Origin of the sequence: Halomonas binhaiensis, assembly GCF_008329985.2 — a bacterium.
Lineage (GTDB): Bacteria > Pseudomonadota > Gammaproteobacteria > Pseudomonadales > Halomonadaceae > Halomonas > Halomonas binhaiensis.
In genome coordinates this window covers 3883908-3898343 of the sequence record NZ_CP038437.2, presented here as the reverse complement: position 1 = coordinate 3898343, position 14436 = coordinate 3883908, and the positions used below count along the sequence as shown (strand labels likewise).

The following is a 14436-nucleotide window of genomic DNA, read 5'->3' as shown; positions in this document are numbered from 1 at the left end:
GATGATTCCTGAAGTTGGCCATTATGCCCTGATCATTGCCTTGTTGATGGCTGCCGTTCAGGCAGTCATGCCCCTGGCCGGGGCGGCTACCCGGCGCCCATTATGGATGGCCTATGCCTGGCCGATGGCAACGGGACAGTTCCTGTTTCTATTGCTGGCCTATGGTTGTCTGACGGCCAGCTATCTGCTTGATGATTTCAGTGTCATCAACGTGGCCAACAATGCCAATTCCATGCTGCCCTGGTATTACAAGTTCAGTGCCGTATGGGGCAACCATGAAGGCTCCGTATTGCTGTGGAGCTTGATTCTGTCCGCCTGGACCTATGCCGTCAGCCGCTTTTCCCGCGGCCTGCCGCCGGACATGGTGGCACGGGTATTGGGTGTCATGGGACTGGTCAGTCTTGGCTTCCTGGCCTTCGTGCTATTTACCTCCAATCCTTTCGATCGTTCGCTGCCTGATGTACCTGCAGATGGTGCTGACCTCAATCCACTATTGCAGGATTTTGGCCTGATCGTGCATCCCCCCATGCTGTACACAGGTTATGTCGGGTTCAGCGTGGTGTTTGCCTTTGCCATCGCCGCATTGCTCAGTGGTCGGCTGGATGCTGCCTGGACACGCTGGGTTCGCCCCTGGACCAATATCGCCTGGGCTTTCCTTACGGTGGGTATCGCCCTGGGTAGCTGGTGGGCCTATTACGAGCTGGGCTGGGGAGGCTGGTGGTTCTGGGATCCGGTGGAAAACGCTTCGCTGCTGCCTTGGCTTGCCGGTACGGCCCTGATCCACTCCCTGGCGGTGAGCGAAAAGCGTGGAACCTTCAAGAGCTGGACAGTGTTGTTGGCGATTATGACCTTCTCGCTGTCGTTGCTGGGCACTTTCCTGGTTCGCTCCGGTGTGTTGACGTCCGTTCATGCCTTTGCCAATGACCCGGCTCGTGGCTTGTTTGTCCTGGTCCTGCTTGGGATCACCGTGGGTGCATCGTTGCTGCTGTTTGCACTGCGTGCGCCACGCGTCAGCCGCCCAGGCGCTTTCACCTGGCTGTCGCGAGATGCCTTGCTGCTGGTCAACAACATCCTGCTGGTGGTGATGACGGTCACGGTTCTGCTCGGGACCATCTACCCGTTGATTCTCGATGCCATGAAATTGGGCAAGATCAGTGTCGGCCCGCCTTACTTCAATGCGTTGTTCGTGCCATTGACCGTGATCTTGTGCATTTTCATGGGCCTTGGTCCGGTGGCCCGGTGGAAGCGCATGGCAGGGCGCGAGCTGCTTGCTCGCCTGTGGCTGTCGGGGCTGGTGGCATTGTTGATCGCGGCCGTGCTGCCGCTGGTCTATCACGGCGAATGGGATCTCAAGGTATCCATCGGCCTGGCCATTGCCTTGTGGCTGGTACTTTCTCTCGTGCGCGATCTGTGGGACAAGAGCGCTCGCAGCGGTTCGCGCTGGGCTGGCATGAAAGCGCTGACCCCCGCCTATTGGGGAATGGTCATCGGGCACCTGGGGCTGGCGGTAACGATTATCGGCGTGACGCTGGTCTCCAATTATTCCGTCGAGCGCAATGTTCGCATGGCAGAGGGTGATAGTGTCGATGTCAGCGGTATCCATTTCACCATGTCCCATCTCGAAGAGCGCCGAGGCCCCAACTACATTGCCGAAGTGGCGACACTGGAAGTTCGTCGTGGCGGCGAAAGTAGTGCAACCAGTTTCGTGATGACCCCGGAAAAGCGTCTGTATATTGCTCGAGGCATGCCCATGACCCAGGTGGCCCTGCGTCCTGGCCTGTTCCAGGACCTTTATGTCGCCATGGGAGAAGACCTGGGGGATGGCAGTTGGGCGCTGCGCATTCAGATCAAGCCTTTTGTGCGCTGGTTGTGGCTGGGGGCCCTGCTGATGGCAGCCGGTGGTTTGATTGCCGTGGTTGACCGGCGTTACCGGCGCAAGCAGGTGGATCGTCAGGCCCAGACAGATATTGCCCAAGTTCGTGAGGAGGCAGCGGTATGAAGCGACGCCTGATGCTGCTGTTGCCCCTGCTGGTATTCCTGGTACTGGGCGTGGTCCTCTTTCGTGGCCTTTCGATCAATCCATCAGAACGGGATTCAGCCCTGATCGCACGTGATTTTCCTGTCTTCGAGCTTTCCACCTTGAGCGAGCCGCAGCGCATCGTCGATCAAGGGTTGCTCAAGGGAGAAGTCACGCTGGTCAACGTATGGGGCTCCTGGTGCCCGACTTGCCGGCAGGAAATGCCTCAACTGCTTGCCCTGGCCAAGCAGGGTGTGCGTCTGGTCGGAGTCGATTACAAGGAGGAAGGGGCTACCGAGGAAGAAAAACGCAGAAAGGGAGAAGACTTCCTGCGCCAGTTCGGGAATCCGTTCGAGATCAATGTGTTCGATCCTGAAGGAACGCTTGGCTTTGATCTTGGTGTCTATGGCGCGCCAGAGAGTTTCCTGGTCGATGCCGACGGCGTCATCCGTTATCACCATACGGGCTATATCACTGCGGAAGATGTTCGCAAGGTGATCTTGCCGGAGGTAGAAAAATGGCGTTGAGACATATCTCCTCCCTGGCTCTGATGGCCATGCTGGCACTCTACCTGGCTGGTGCGGCGGGAAGCGCCTCGGCCGCCATTGAGGTGCGAACCTTTGATGATCCAGTCATGGAACAGCGTTTCGATGACCTGTCGGCCACGTTGCGCTGCCCCAAGTGTGAGAATCAAGCCATTGGTGATTCCAATTCACCCATTGCGGCAGATATGCGCGAGAGGGTTTACCAGCAACTTCAGGAAGGGCGCTCGGACAAGGAAATCATCGACTTCATGGTCCAGCGCTTCGGCGACTATGTGCTTTACAATCCTCGCCTTGAAGGGCGAACGTTGCTGTTGTGGGGGCTGCCTGGCGCCTTGATCCTGGTAGGAGCCTTGGTGGTGGCCGTACTGGTTCGTTCGCGCCGCAATATGCGGGCCGCAGAGCTGTCCGACGAAGAAAGGCGTCGCCTGGATGCTCTGATTGGAGCGGATGATATGGCTGGAGAGCGGCATTCTCACAAGGAGGGCAAATGATCGAACTGTGGATTATCTTTGCCCTGTTGCTGGTGCCGGCGGCCTGGTTGTTGATGTTGCCTCTGAGACGCAGCGGAAGTGTCGCGCGGGTACAGCAGGCCGTGGAAGCCCGTGATGATGTTACCGCCCAGAATGTGGCTATCTATCGCCGCAGGGAAGCCTCTCTGGAGGAGGCCTACGCACGGGGCGACATCAATACCGAGCGCTTTGCCGAGGATCTGCGTGAACTGCAACGCAGCCTGCTCGATGATGCTTCCCGGCAAGAAAAATCGTCCTTGAAGGGCGTCACTTCCGGCAAGCTTGTCGTGCCTCTGGTTCTGCTGGCGGTGGTCGTGGCGAGTCTGTTCTGGTACCACGAAGAAGGTGCTGCGGGAAATCTGGCCTTGTATCGGACCATCGAACAGGCCCGCCAGAATGGAGACCCTGCCGGGTTTGTGGCGGCGCTTGAACAGCAGGCCAAACAGCAACCGGATAACCCTCAGGTCTGGCGCACACTGTATCCGCTATACCGCGATGGTGGCCAACTGGAACAAGCTCGCCATGCCTTGCAGCAGTTGATTGCTCTGGATGGACGTCATCCGTGGTGGTTGGCGGAACTGGCCCAGTTGGAATATTTCCAGCAGGGGCGTCAGTTGACGCCTGAAGTCCAGTCTCTGGTCGATGAAGTCCTGGCCCAGAATGCCAATGAGCCTACCGTGATGGGGCTGCTTGGCATCGATGCCTTCGAGCATGAAGACTTTGACAATGCTATCGACTATTGGCGGCGTGCTCTGGCGGCTGATCTTCCCCCGGCGGTGGCCGGTGCCATGCGCGAAGGTATTGCTGTCGCCCAGGCAAGGATTGCTGCGGCCTCCAGTGGCAGTGACAAGGCAATGGAGGCTGCTGCCAGCATACAGGTGCACTTGTCTCTGGCTGATGGCATCGGGGCAGATCTGCCGGCAGACACCTCGGTCTTCGTGGTCGCGCGAGACAGTGATGGGCGCCTGCCGCCCTTGGCCATTCGCCAGGTGAACCTGGGTGAGTTGCCGTTGACCCTGACCCTTGGAGTGAGCGATGCCATGTCGCCCATGGCCAGCCTTGCTGATGCCCAGGAGGTGCGCCTGGTGGCGCGTGTCTCGCGCTCTGGGCAGGCCCAGCCGCAACCTGGAGACCTATGGGGAGAGCAACAAAAGGTTGCAGTCTCCGGCATAGATGCGGATCCTGTCGCGCTTACGATTGATCAAGTGATTGAGTAGCCCATGCGTCTGACGTCGATCCGCATGTCAGGATTCAAGTCCTTTGTCGACCCAGTGACGGTGCCTTTCGATGGCAACATGACCGCCATCGTCGGCCCCAATGGTTGCGGCAAGTCCAATACCATCGACGCGGTGCGCTGGGTGATGGGGGAGTCGTCGGCCAAGACCCTGCGTGGCGAGTCGATGACCGACGTCATCTTCAATGGCTCGACCGGGCGTAAACCGGTAGGCATGGCTTCAGTGGAGCTGGTGTTCGACAATCGCGATGGTTCCATGGGTGGAGCCTACGCTCAGTACGCCGAAATCTCGGTCAAGCGTCAGGTTACCAGAGACGCTCAGTCCAACTATTTCTTCAACGGCCAGAAGTGCCGTCGCCGCGATATTGCGGATCTCTTTCTGGGGACCGGCCTGGGACCGCGCTCCTATGCCATCATCGGTCAGGGCATGATCTCCCGGTTGATCGAAGCGCGACCGGAAGATCTGCGCTCGACCCTGGAAGAAGCCGCCGGTATTTCCAAGTACAAGGAGCGGCGCCGCGAAACGGAAAATCGCATGCGCCGTACTCAGGAGAACCTGGACCGTCTCGAGGATATCCGGGAAGAACTGGACAAGCAGCTCGAGCGCCTGCGTCGTCAGGCTGAGGCGGCCAAGCGCTATCAGACGCTCAAGACGGAAGAGCACCGGGTCAAGGGCGAGCTTGCCCTGTTACGTGGCAGGGCACTGCGAGCCACACAGAGTGAACAGGACAGCCGAGTTGCTGAGCTGGAAACCGCTGTCGAGCGAGAGATCCTTGGCATGCGTCAATGTGAGACGCGCCTTGAAGAGGTGCGCTCCGAACACGACGGCCTGGCCCAGGAGCTGGATACTCGCCAGTCAAGCTTCTACGAAACCACCACGGCTATTGCCCGGATCGAGCAAGAGCTCGAGCACTCCCGTTCGCGTGATCAGCAACTGGCCCGTGACCTGGAAGGTGCCCGTCGTGAACTCAAGGAACTGGCCCGGCTGGGAGAGGACGATGACCAGCGCCTGACGCGTCTGGAAGAGCGTCTGGAAACCCTGGGGCCGGAGCAGGAAGAACTGGCTGAGCAACTGGCTGAGCTGGAGGCCGCTCTCGAGGAAGCTGAACCGGCAGTAGAGGAAGCTGATGCCGAGTGGGACGCTTTCAATGAGCGCTGGCGCTCCGATAGCCTGGCTGCCGAACGTAGCCAGGACCGACTGCGTGAGCTGGAAAGCCGCCTGGAGAGGGTGGCGACCGAGCGTGCCAAGCGCCGTCAGCAGTTGGATGAGCTGCCCGATATTGCAGGGCTTTCGGCCCAGCGCGATGAAATCAAGGAGCGCCTGGCTGCCTGTGATGAGCGCAAGGAAACCCTGGAAGAACGTCGTGAACAGCTTGCTGCTCAGCGTGAGCAAGGCCGGCAGACTCTCAGTGAACACGATGCCAACCGTGAACGTGAACGCTCTCGGCGCAGTGCCCTGCAAGGGGAAATATCGTCTCTCGAGGCATTGGTTGAGGCGGCCTTGGCTGAGCACGACGAGGGGCTTGATCGCCATCTGAGCGAACATGGCCTGGGAGCATTGCCACGTTTGGGTGAAAGCCTGTCCGTGGAAAACGGTTGGGAAGAAGTTGTGTCCTGGGTTCTGGCGCCATGGCTCAAGGCTCGACTGACATCGCTGTCGCAGGTCCGTGAGGCGCTGAGCCCTGCGTTGCAGGCCGAGTTGGTGTTGCTCGACCATGCAGATGTTTCGGCCCCTGCCGACAGCCTGGCAGTCAAGGTGTCTGGCGCCGGAGCGGCCGGAGAATGGTTGGCCGGTATTCGCTGTGCCGAGTCGCGAGACCAGGCCTGGGAGCTGCGTAGCGATCTGGCAGCAGGACAGAGCTTTATCACTGCTGATGGGCTGTGGCTTGGTCGTGGCTGGGTACGTCAGCGCGGTGCCGGGGAAGGTCCCGATGCCTTGCTGGTCAGCCGCCGTCGCCTGGGAGAAGTCTCCGAGGAGCTCGCTGAGGTAGAAGCGCGTCTGGAACTGCTCGAAGAGCAGCGCGATCAGGCAGTCTCTCAGGTTGAATCTGCTGAGGAAACCCTTGAGCAGTTGCGTCTGGAAGAGCGTGGGCTGGACCAGGAGCGTCAGCAACTGGCGGTTCAGGATAGTGGGCTGGCAAGCCGTCTGGAGCACCTGTCGAGTCGAGGCGCCGAGATCCACGAAGAGTTGGAGAGCCTGGCCGAAGCTGATGAAGAGGCCAGGCTGGCCATCGAGGAAATGCGCGAGCAATGGCAGGCGGCCATGAGCCGGCTGGAGGAAGGCGCAGAGATTCGCGAGCGGCTTGAGCGTCAGCGTACAGAGGCTCGCGAGCGGTTGATGTCCTTGCGTACCCGCCAGCGTCCCCTGAGTGAGCGGGCTCAACAACTGACCCTGGAATACCAGCGCTTGACCACGGAACGTGCTGGCCTGGCCGAACAGCAGGGGCGGGCAGGCGATACCCGAACCCGTCTCGAGGAACGCATCGCTGAGCTGGAGGAAACCCGCGAAGGCCTGCAGGAGCCGGGCGAAGAACGCCGCGAGCAACTCGACGAACTGCTCTATCGGCGGGAGCGGGAAGAAAGGGATCTCAATGAAGCGCGGGCCCGGGCGGCAGCACTGGTCGAGCGTCTGCGCGACGATGAGCACGCTCGCCAGGGACACGAGAGACAGCTGGAAGGAATTCGCGAGCGCCTGCAGGAAGCCCGTATGCAGGTTCAAGCATTGGCGTTGAAGGCAGAAAGCCAGGATGAGCAGTTAAAGGAGCTGGGGCATGATGCCGACCTTCTTGGCGAAGGACTGGATCCCAACGCTACCGAATCTGCCTGGCAGACTCGCCTGGAGGAACTGGGCGACAAGATTCGACGCCTGGGGGCGATCAATCTGGCGGCCATCGAAGAGTACGAGCAGCAGGCTGAGCGTCGCGACTACCTGCAGGCCCAGCAGGCTGAATTGAACGAGGCACTGGAAACCCTGGACAAGGCGATTCGGCGTATCGATCAGGAGACGCGGACACGTTTTCGTGACACCTTTGAACGGGTCAATGCTGGTCTTCAGTCTCTTTTCCCGCGGGTCTTCGGTGGTGGAACCGCATGGTTGACGCTGACAGGAGAGGATTTGCTTGAGACAGGTGTGGCGATCATGGCACGACCTCCTGGCAAGAAGAACAGCACGATTCATTTGCTTTCGGGGGGAGAAAAAGCCCTTACTGCGTTGTCACTAGTATTTGCGATCTTCCAATTGAACCCGGCACCGTTCTGTATGTTGGATGAAGTTGATGCTCCTTTGGATGATGCCAATGTTGGTCGTTACGCAAAGTTGGTGAAAGAAATGTCAGAGAGCGTTCAGTTCATCTATATCACCCATAACAAGATTGCAATGGAAGCTGCAGAGCGATTGATGGGGGTGACAATGCAGGAGCCAGGTGTGTCACGTTTGGTATCTGTGGATGTGGATGAGGCCGCAGCTCTTGCCGAGGCGTGACGTGTCTGAGATGCTGTAAAGAAATGTTTGCTAAACGGCGATAATATTGCAAAGCAAAGAAAGCAGAGGGAGTTGGAAGGGCGAATGCGAAGGGCATTGTTGAGAAGACCGGCAAAAAAATCGGCGCTTGACAAACAAAAAAGTGGCCCTTTTTTTCGCGATCACGCTATGCTATTGACGAATAACCTTCAGGCATGGCGCCTTAGCAAAGGCATGACGACCCATGGAACTTAGAGAGTGGCTGATCATTCTGGGGCTGGCACTGGTGACACTCATCGTGATTGATGGGGTTCGTCGCCTGCAGCGTCAGCGTCGCACTCCCCGCTTGGATGCAGTGGGGATGGATGTCTCGAACGGCGTAGACGCCGGTGAGCGTACCAGCATGTCTGGTGGCGGAGCCGGTGAGGAAACCGTCGACGAAGACGCCAATTGGGAGTTGCCCAATGGAGGGGCGCGCGTCGTCAGACCCGCTGAAGCCACCTCCCGGCCGCAACAGAAACCCAAGCTGGAACGTCAGGAGCATCCGGGACCTTCCCGTGTGCTGCATGAGTTTCGGCAGGCTCAGAAGAGCCACACGCAGAGTCAAGGCGTAGAAGACGGGAGCCGGGTGGAAAAGCCGCGTGTGCGTCTTGAATCCGGAGTCACGTCTTTTGGGAGCTCCTCAGGAGCGGCCGCGGCGTCGCAAGAGGCCAGGGTCGAGGTTGATAAGGTCGAGCCCGATAAGACGTCTAGAGAGCCTGTTGCAGCTTCCGAGGTTCCAGCGGCTTCCTCCGACATGCAAGCGCCAGTGGCAGATGCGCCCAGCCATAACAAGGCCGAGTCGGTGACGACTGGGGCCGATGGCTCTGTAAAGGCTGAAGCTGAACAAGCGGGAGCTGGCAAGGACAAGCGTACCGAGCCGGTACTGGGAAGCGGCGATGCGAATGATGTCGTCGCGGAAGCTTCCGAGCATGAACCTTTGGTTGCTGATCCGGCTGACCATGATGATTTCGATGAGGACCAATATCGCCTGGTCGATTTCGAAGGTATCGGCGATTCCATGAAGTCTCGTTCCCGCAAGGTCGGTTCTTCCATGCAGCGCTTCAGTGCTTCCATGAAAAAGAACCTGGCCGAGCGCCGCGAGCACAAGCGGGTAGAGCGTGAGCGTCGCCAGCAGTTGAAAGCAGAGAAAGCTGCCGAAGCAGCGCGCCTGGCTGAGCAGAAGGCAGCGGAAAAGGCAGCGGCCAAGGAAGCCCAGGCAGCAGCAGCGCCTTCCTTGGATGATAACGATCCGCTGTTTTCACCGCGTCGCGAGCCGAATGTTGACCGCGGACAGTATGCAGAGCCACAGTTCACTGCAGGACCTGCACGTGAAACCATGGATGACATTGAGGACCATGGCTACAGCGAGGTTCGCGGAGACGTCACGTTTGACGAAGCGATGGAGCCTGCCTGGGATGAGCCGGATTACAGCAAGGTCCGGACGCATCCTGTACTGGAAAAGGCCTTGCGTCATGATGTCAAGGCTGAACATGCTCGCGATGCCCTGAGCAACGCCGAGGAAATCATCGTCATCAGTGTAATGTCGCGCGATGACAGTGGCTTCCCGGGCTCCACGCTGCTGGAGCTGATGATGGCCTGCGGCTTACGCTATAGCCGCGATATGGGCATTTTCCATCGCTTCGAGACGGCAGATGCTGACAGTGCGCTGCAATTCTCCATGGTCAATGTACTCAAGCCGGGGATTTTCCCGATTGAAGCCATGGATGAGTTCTCCACACCTGGTGTCACCCTGTTGATGCCATTGCCAAGTGCCAATGACACATCTGCGGCTTTCGAAGCCATGGTCGAAACGGCAATGGTCATCGTTCGTCACCTGGGCGGTGAACTGAAAGATGAGAATCGCAGTGTGATGACGGCCCAGACGGTAGAATTTGCCCGTCAGCGGGTTCAGGAGTTCGAACGTCGCCATCGCCTGCATCGCTACCAGGCGAACTGATCGGCCTTGATGTTTCTTCAGCCTGAAGAAAACAACCCCATGGAAACATGGGGTTGTTTTCATTCTGGGGTAGAATGGCCAGGCTCAACACGTTCCGCTGAAGGTTCCCATGACCACCGACGCTTCGATCCTCGACGAAACCAGCCGGCTGCGCGCCGAACTCAATGACGCCAATTACCGTTACTATGTGCTCGATGATCCGCTGCTGACCGATGCCGAGTACGATCGTCGTCTGCGTCGCCTGCAGGAACTCGAGGATAAGCATCCTGAGCTGGTGACAGCGGATTCACCTACGCAAAGGGTTGGCGCCCAGCCTGCCGATGGTTTTCCTCAGATAACCCATGCCATTCCCATGTTGTCGCTTGACAATGCGTTCAGTGATGATGAGCTGCGTGCCTTTGTCGAACGTGTGGCGGAGCGACTGGAAGTCGATCCTGAATCCCTGGTGTTCAGCTGTGAGCCCAAGCTCGATGGAGCAGCGGTGTCTCTGGTCTACGAAAATGGGACGCTGGTCAGTGGGGCGACGCGAGGAGATGGGCGTACTGGAGAGGGCATCCTGTCCAATTTGAAGACGCTGCGTTCCATTCCCTTGCAGTTACGTGGCGAGAATGTGCCTGCCCTGGTTGAAGCCAGGGGCGAAGTCATCATGAGCCACGCGGGCTTCGAGGCCATGAACGAACGTGCTCGAGAGCAGGATGGCAAAGTCTTCGCCAATCCCCGTAATGCTGCTGCCGGGAGCCTGCGTCAGCTCGACCCGAAGATGACGGCGACCCGTCCGCTGGAGTTTTCCGGCTATCAACTTGCCCGCCTTGAGCCTCAGGCTGGTGATGAAACACATAGCCAACTGATGCAGCGCCTGGCATCGCTTGGTATTCCGGTCAGTCGCGAACTGAAAGTGGTAAAAGGGGCCAAGGGTGTCATCGACTATTGCCATCGTCTTGGTGAGCGCCGTGATGGGCTTGGTTACGATATCGATGGTGCGGTGATCAAGGTTGATGATCTGCGCCTGCAACGGGAACTGGGTTTTGTCGCACGGGCGCCGCGCTGGGCCATTGCCTTCAAGTTTCCAGCCCAGGAGCAGACCACGCGGCTCAATGATGTGGAATTTCAGGTCGGCCGTACCGGTGCCATTACTCCGGTGGCACGCCTGGAACCTGTCAACGTGGCAGGTGTGACAGTATCCAATGCAACCTTGCACAATGCTGACGAGATTGAACGTCTCGGAGTGATGATTGGCGACACCGTTGCCATCCGCCGGGCTGGCGATGTCATTCCCCAGGTTGTGCGGGTGATCGAGGGTGAGCGTCCGGCAGATGCATGCCCCATCGTATTTCCTGCCCGTTGCCCCGTGTGTGACTCGGAAATCGAGCGTGTCGAGGGTGAAGCGGTAGCGCGCTGCTCAGGTGGCCTGTATTGCGCAGCCCAACGCAAGGAGGCGCTCAAGCATTTCGCCAGCCGGCGTGCCATGGATATCGATGGGCTTGGGGTCAAGCTGATCGATGTGCTGGTCGACCGAGAGATGGTAATGACGCCTGCAGACCTGTTCCTCCTCCCTGCTGAACAACTGGCCGATTTACCGCGCATGGCCGAGAAGTCTGCCAATAATCTGGTGGCAGCATTGGACAAGGCGCGTGGCACGACGTTGGCGCGCTTTGTCTTTGCTCTGGGGATTCGTGAGGTGGGCGAAGCCACAGCAGCTAACCTTGCAGCTCACTTCGGTACTCTGGAGGCGCTCATGCAAGCCGGGCGTGAGACATTGGAGCAGGTCAATGATGTAGGACCGATCGTGGCGGCCCATGTGGCGACGTTCTTTCAACAAGAGCACAACATCGAGACGATCAGGGCCCTGATCGAAGCGGGCGTGCACTGGGATGAAACCGTGATCGAGCAAAGGGCCACGCCCCTGGAAGGCCAGACTTGGGTGCTGACTGGCACACTGGAAAGCATGACTCGGGACGAAGGCAAGGCGAGGCTTCAGGCGTTGGGTGCCAAGGTCGCCGGTAGCGTATCGAAGAAAACCAGTTGCCTGGTTGCCGGTCCCGGAGCGGGCAGCAAGCTGACCAAGGCCGAGCAGGCGGGCGTACCCGTCATTGACGAGGATACGTTTCTTGTCCGCCTTGCCGAGTGGGAAGCCATGCCAGCTGGGGACGAAGAAGATGATGGAGTGAGTGACGCATGAGCCGTTTTATTGAAGTCCCCTACCGCATGCTGCCGGCCGAAACCCTCGATGCCTTGCTTGAGACCTTCGTCACCCGCCAGGGTTATGACACCACCGACACGGGAAGCGGCATGAGAGGCTGGGTCGCCCAGCTCAAGGACCAGCTTGAACGCAGTGAACTGATCATTGCCCATGACCTCAAGACCGAATCCACCGAGGTACTGACCCTGGCCCAGTGGCGGGCTTTCGGTCGCGACCTGGCGGATGACGAGGAAGAGGGCGACCATGACGCGATCTTATGAGCTATGAGCCACGAGCCACGAGCCACGAGCTACGAGCCACGAGCTACGAGCTATGAGCTACGAGCTGCCCAGAGCCTCCCATGGATCACAGACAAAAGCCCCTGCAGCTCAATCACTGCAGGGGCTTTCACTTGGTGCCTGGGCTCATGGCTTACAGCTTACAGCTCGCCGCCCGCCGCTTCCTCGCTTACCGCGTATCAGGTCGCGGATGATCCGGCGTCCTGGATGCAGGTGATCCGCGAGGGGCAGTTCCAGGGGCAAGGGCTCATCGCAGATGCGTGAAGCCAGCAGCTCTGCGCATAGCGGGGCACTGGCCAGGCCTCGGGAACCATGGGCGGCACTGATCCACATGCCCGGATAGTACTGGCCGGCAGTGTTCGGTATGCGTGTCGCATCCTTGCCCAGGCGAGCGTAGTCTTCCAGCCAGGCATCCCGCATGGGTACTGGCCCGGCATAGGGTGATTTATCCGGGCTGGCGGCACGTACCGCAGCGCGTCCTTCCAATGCATCAGGTGTGATGGCCAATCCGTTATCCGCCAGGTGCTTGAGGTAACCGGGGAGGGTTCGCTCAAGCTCGTCCAAGTTGGCCCGGTGATCTTCGGCGGTTACCGTTCTGTCGCTGGAGTTCGGTGTGAAGGTGGCACCGAAGGTCAGCCAGCCATTCAAGGGGGGCGCCAGATACCCTCCGGCACAGATCACCGTGGCGGGTGTGGCCATCTCGGCTACCGGCATACGACTGACCTGGCCGCGCACGGGCTGCAGTGGCAGGCCCTCGAGCTGGGCAAACCGTGTGCTGTCGGCGGCGGTAGCGACTACAACCTGATCGACAGTCAGTGCTTGCTGTTCGCCATCAAGCGTCAGCAACCAGCCTTCGTCCCTGTGTTCCAGTTGAGTAACTTTTGCACGTATCTGACGAATGCCTGGCCCGGAAGCCAGCTTCTCGCACAACAGACGTGGGCGTACCCAGCCCGCCAGGGTGTAGAACAGGCCGCCATGATCAATGGAGACACCCGCCAGGCGTGAAGCTTGCTCGGCATCCACGGCATGCACGACGTCTGCAGGTAATGGATGGTGCTCCAGGAAACGTATCTGGCGCCTGGTTTCCTGCTCGCTGGTGGCGAGCTGCAGCACGCCGCTCGGTTGCCATAGGCGATGAGCGGGATCCAGGCGAGACAGCCAGCGGTAGCTATACAGCAGGCCGGAGAGATAGGTGCGGCTCTGGTGGTTGGTATCTACAGCCAGCTTGACATAAAGCGCGCCCTGCTCGTTGCCGGAGGCCTCTGCACCGGGGCCGTGGGCATCGATCAGCGTGACGGCAATGCCGCGCCGGGCCAGAGCCTCTGCGGCAGTACAACCGGCAATGCCGGCACCGATCACCGCGATATGTTGGGTTGAATGCGGAGCGGGAGGATGGAACCAGGGGGTGGAATTACGCCGTGCATCCTGGGCCGGTGTACTGATCTCCCCGGCAAGCATCTCCCGCTTGCGTCCAAAGCCCGGCACCTTGCGCCATGCGAAGCCTGCAGCCTTGAGGCCACGTTTGACGATGCCGGCGCAGGTGAATGTGGCGAAGGTGGCGTTGGGACGAGAACGAGCAGCCATTTGCTCGAACAATTCAGGGCGCCACATTTCCGGGTTCTTGGAAGGGGCGAAGCCATCCAGAAACCAGGCGTCGACCTGGCCGTCCAGCAGGGCCAGTCGCTCAGTGCTGTCGCCAATATGCAGATCGAGAATGACCCGTGACGACAGTATCAGGCGATGCACCCCACTGACGGGAGCGGGCCACTGGGCGATGATGACTCGAGCCTTGTCAGCCAGATCCGGCCAGGCAGCAAGGGCTCGTTCAAGATCATCTCGTCCCATGGGGTAACATTCGGTAGAGACCAGATGCAAGCGAGACTCCGCTTGAGCATGACGTTCGAATGCTGCCCAGGCGCAAAGCATGTTGAGGCCTGTACCGAATCCCGTTTCAGCGATGACAAAGGGGCGGGATGCCTGCCAGGCAGCGAAACGCTCCGGCAAGTGATTGCCAGCAATGAAAACGTGCTCTGTCTCGGCACGACCATCATGACGGGAAAAGTAGACGTCATCGAAGGCCTGGGAGTGAGGGCTGCTTTCACCGGTGTCATCTGAGCGCCAATCGAGGTGAGCGAGTTCGGCGGCACATAGTGCTGGCAGGCCATCTGGAGCGATAGACACGGGGATACTTCCT

Annotated in this window: 9 protein-coding genes; 8 read left to right on the top strand and 1 reads right to left on the bottom strand. The window is 59.4% G+C overall.

Going from position 1 to position 14436, the window contains the following annotated elements:
* Position 1: 1 nt before the first annotated feature.
* The 8 genes from E4T21_RS17085 (at position 2) to E4T21_RS17050 (ending at position 12224) form a co-directional block, all read left to right on the top strand.
* Positions 2-1999 carry a heme lyase CcmF/NrfE family subunit gene (locus E4T21_RS17085; protein ID WP_187775185.1) on the top strand — a complete coding sequence of 666 codons (1998 nt, stop codon included), beginning with the start codon at positions 2-4 and terminating at the stop codon, positions 1997-1999.
* Positions 1996-2544 carry a DsbE family thiol:disulfide interchange protein gene (locus E4T21_RS17080; protein WP_149286182.1) on the top strand — a complete coding sequence of 183 codons (549 nt, stop codon included), beginning with the start codon at positions 1996-1998 and terminating at the stop codon, positions 2542-2544. The genes E4T21_RS17085 and E4T21_RS17080 overlap by 4 nt, the downstream gene beginning before the upstream one ends.
* Positions 2535-3053, top strand: a complete 519-nt coding sequence (locus E4T21_RS17075) for a cytochrome c-type biogenesis protein (RefSeq protein ID WP_187775030.1) — start codon at positions 2535-2537, stop codon at positions 3051-3053. The genes E4T21_RS17080 and E4T21_RS17075 overlap by 10 nt, the downstream gene beginning before the upstream one ends.
* The gene (gene ccmI / locus E4T21_RS17070; RefSeq protein ID WP_149286181.1) at positions 3050-4288 is read left to right on the top strand and encodes a c-type cytochrome biogenesis protein CcmI; all 1239 of its coding nucleotides are present in this window, start codon (positions 3050-3052) and stop codon (positions 4286-4288) included. Before E4T21_RS17075 ends, ccmI begins: the two co-directional genes overlap by 4 nt.
* 3 nt (positions 4289-4291) lie before the next feature.
* Positions 4292-7786, top strand: a complete 3495-nt coding sequence (smc, locus tag E4T21_RS17065; protein ID WP_149286180.1) for a chromosome segregation protein SMC — start codon at positions 4292-4294, stop codon at positions 7784-7786.
* Positions 7787-8009: 223 nt separating this feature from the next.
* Complete coding sequence (locus E4T21_RS17060; RefSeq protein WP_149286179.1) at positions 8010-9764, top strand: cell division protein ZipA C-terminal FtsZ-binding domain-containing protein; 1755 nt, start codon at positions 8010-8012, stop codon at positions 9762-9764.
* Positions 9765-9873: 109 nt separating this feature from the next.
* Positions 9874-11943 carry an NAD-dependent DNA ligase LigA gene (gene ligA, locus E4T21_RS17055; RefSeq protein WP_149286178.1) on the top strand — a complete coding sequence of 690 codons (2070 nt, stop codon included), beginning with the start codon at positions 9874-9876 and terminating at the stop codon, positions 11941-11943.
* Positions 11940-12224 carry a YheU family protein gene (locus E4T21_RS17050; protein ID WP_149286177.1) on the top strand — a complete coding sequence of 95 codons (285 nt, stop codon included), beginning with the start codon at positions 11940-11942 and terminating at the stop codon, positions 12222-12224. Before ligA ends, E4T21_RS17050 begins: the two co-directional genes overlap by 4 nt.
* A 144-nt stretch (positions 12225-12368) precedes the next feature.
* Here the strand turns inward: E4T21_RS17050 and mnmC are convergent, their stop codons facing one another.
* Positions 12369-14423, bottom strand: a complete 2055-nt coding sequence (gene mnmC, locus E4T21_RS17045; RefSeq protein WP_240349204.1) for a bifunctional tRNA (5-methylaminomethyl-2-thiouridine)(34)-methyltransferase MnmC2/FAD-dependent 5-carboxymethylaminomethyl-2-thiouridine(34) oxidoreductase MnmC1 — start codon at positions 14421-14423, stop codon at positions 12369-12371.
* Between the last annotated feature and the right edge of the window lie 13 nt (positions 14424-14436).